This is a genomic window from Pseudomonas duriflava, from assembly GCF_007830155.1.
GTDB lineage: Bacteria > Pseudomonadota > Gammaproteobacteria > Pseudomonadales > Pseudomonadaceae > Chryseomonas > Chryseomonas duriflava.
The window spans coordinates 1-2,180 of record NZ_VLKY01000054.1 but is presented as its reverse complement, the minus strand read 5'-3'; the positions used below and the strand labels follow the sequence as shown (position 1 = coordinate 2,180).

General features: G+C 60.7%; 2 protein-coding genes and 1 pseudogene. All 3 read right to left on the bottom strand.

All coding sequences use genetic code 11. The features are described 5' to 3' along the window. Positions 1 to 129 precede the first annotated feature (129 nt). On the bottom strand, positions 130 to 654 hold the full coding sequence (locus IQ22_RS22990) for a GNAT family N-acetyltransferase (protein WP_145146115.1): 525 nt from the start codon (positions 652 to 654) through the stop codon (positions 130 to 132). A gap of 90 nt (positions 655 to 744) precedes the next feature. Then, a pseudogene (locus IQ22_RS22985) lies at positions 745 to 1,163 on the bottom strand (MFS transporter); the annotation flags it as partial. A 57-nt stretch (positions 1,164 to 1,220) separates the two neighbouring features. Continuing rightward, positions 1,221 to 2,180: efflux transporter outer membrane subunit (locus tag IQ22_RS22980; protein ID WP_145146114.1), on the bottom strand; the 960-nt coding region annotated here is incomplete at its 5' end.

The following is a 2,180-nucleotide window of genomic DNA, read 5'->3' as shown; positions in this document are numbered from 1 at the left end:
CGACAATTGTCCCATCATGCTGCGAATCCTCCCGCTGGCCGATGACCTGATTTTGCAGCAGGCCAAGCAGGAGATCTACTTTCTCAACAGAATCGGCCAGAAGCAGCCGTTTAGGGATTGGGTGAGAAGTTACTTGTGACCCATAACCTTTATAAATCTGAACATCTCATTGCCCTCCCCTTCTTGATGAGCCTGAACCGAGGCTTGGTTTGGATCCGGATGAAATTTATTGTAGAACTCAACAATCTTGAAGCCACACCTATTTACATAAAAGTGAATGTTTCGCTTCTCAAAATATGGGGTGACGGTTTCCCAGACCTTGGTGTTTGGATACTCGCTCTCGATTGCTTTCCAGGCTTGTAGCCCTAGCCCGCGACTCTGCTGGCTGGTTGAAATGAAGAAGAACGACAATGAGTTTCGATTGCTTATTTCATCAATTACCATAATCGCGCCACCGACACGCTGATCGTTTGCCATGATCCAGTATGTAGCAGCTCCATCAACAGCGATGGACTGCTCTATGTCCTCATCAGAAGGAATGGGCTCTTCAAGCGGCTGACCTAAGTCAGCTTCAGCCGCCACTCGGAACGAGTCCTGGAGAGCAGTTTTAAACTCGCTGAGAGTGCCTACGTTAGCCTTCTGGAGTTTGACCATTCTAGAATCCTCGAGCGCTCTGCTAGTGGTTTCGCAAGATCCACTGGTAGTGAGATCGTGTGACTAAATATATTGGATATGAATACGCCGAATCAGAAAGGCCGAGCCCCACCAGAAGTGCTCCAGCAGCGCCCCGCCGATCAGCGGCCCGAGCGCCGCGCCGGCGGCCCCGACCATGCCCCACAGACCCAGGGCCGTGGCGCGTCCGTCTTCATCCTCGAAGGTGCGGCGGATGATGCCCAGTACGCACGGCATGATCATCGAGCCACCGAGGGCCAGCAGCACCCGTGTGCCGATGCGGTCGGCCAGAGTGCCCATGGTACCAGCAGACCCGCCATCAGCAACGGGTAGATGTCGATGATCCACAGCACCTCGGTAGCCGAAGCGTCCAGGGCAAGGGTCAGCGAGGGCACGGCGATGTGCAGGATAGTCATGTCGATGACCACCGGCAGGAAGGCTAGCATGACGGCCAACAGGATCAGCCAGCGACGGGTAATGACAGCGAGCATGAATGACTCTTGAACAAACTGGATCGGACTCTACTGAGCAGCCGTGACAGCGGCAATTTACACTACATCACGTTCGTGCAGCCCGCCACCCAGAGACTTGTACAGCGCCACCCGGTTGGCGATTTCCATACGGCGCAGCTCCAGCAGCGCCTGCCGTGTCGCCTGCAACTGGCGCTGAGCGTCGAGCAGTTCCAGGCGCCCGTCGACGCCCGCGCGATAGCGCAGGTCGGACAGCGCCAGGCGCCGCTCAGCCGCCATCACCGCTCGTAGCTGCGCCTCTATCTGGCGGTCGTAAGTGGCCGTGCCAGCGAGGGCGTCGGCCACTTCGCGGAAGGCGGTCTGGATGGCGCGCTCGTACTGGGCGACCGCCTCGGATTTACGCACCTCGGCCAGGCGCAGCTCGGCGCGCAGGCGCCCGGCCTGGAACAGCGGCTGGGAAATCTGCGGGGCGAAACGCCAGACCTGCCGCGCCGGATCGAACAAACTGCCGAGCGAGGTGCTGGCATAACCGAAGGATGCAGTCAGGGAAATCTGCGGGAAGAACGCCGCCCGCGCCGCGCCGATATCGGCATTGGCGGCCACCAGCATCTGCTCGGCCTGGCGCAGATCTGGCCGGCTCAGCAGTAGGTCGGCCGGTAACCCGGCCGGCAGCTGTGCGATTACCGATTGGCGCTCCAACGGCAAGGCGGGCGGCAGGTCACCGGGCAGCTCACTGCCCACCAGCAACTGCAGCGCGTTGTCCGCCTGCGCCAGAGCGCGCCGGCGCGCCTCCAGATCGGCTTCGACCAGGGCCACCTGCCCTTCGGCCTGTGCCACGTCCAGGCTGCTGTTCTGCTCGGCCTGCTTGAGCTGGCGTGCCAGCTCAAGCGACTGTTGCCAGTCGGCCAGGGTGCGTTCGGTCAGTTGCAGTTGCTCGTCGGCCAGACGCTGGGCGAAGTAGGCATCGGCCACCGCACCGACCAGGGCGATCTGCGCCGCATCGCGGCCCTGCTCGCTTGCCAGGTAACGAGCCAGCGC

Coding starts and splice junctions, on each gene's coding strand:
- IQ22_RS22990 (WP_145146115.1), bottom strand. CDS start 654: ATGGTCAAACTCCAGAAGGCTAACGTAGGCACTCTCAGCGAGTTTAAA.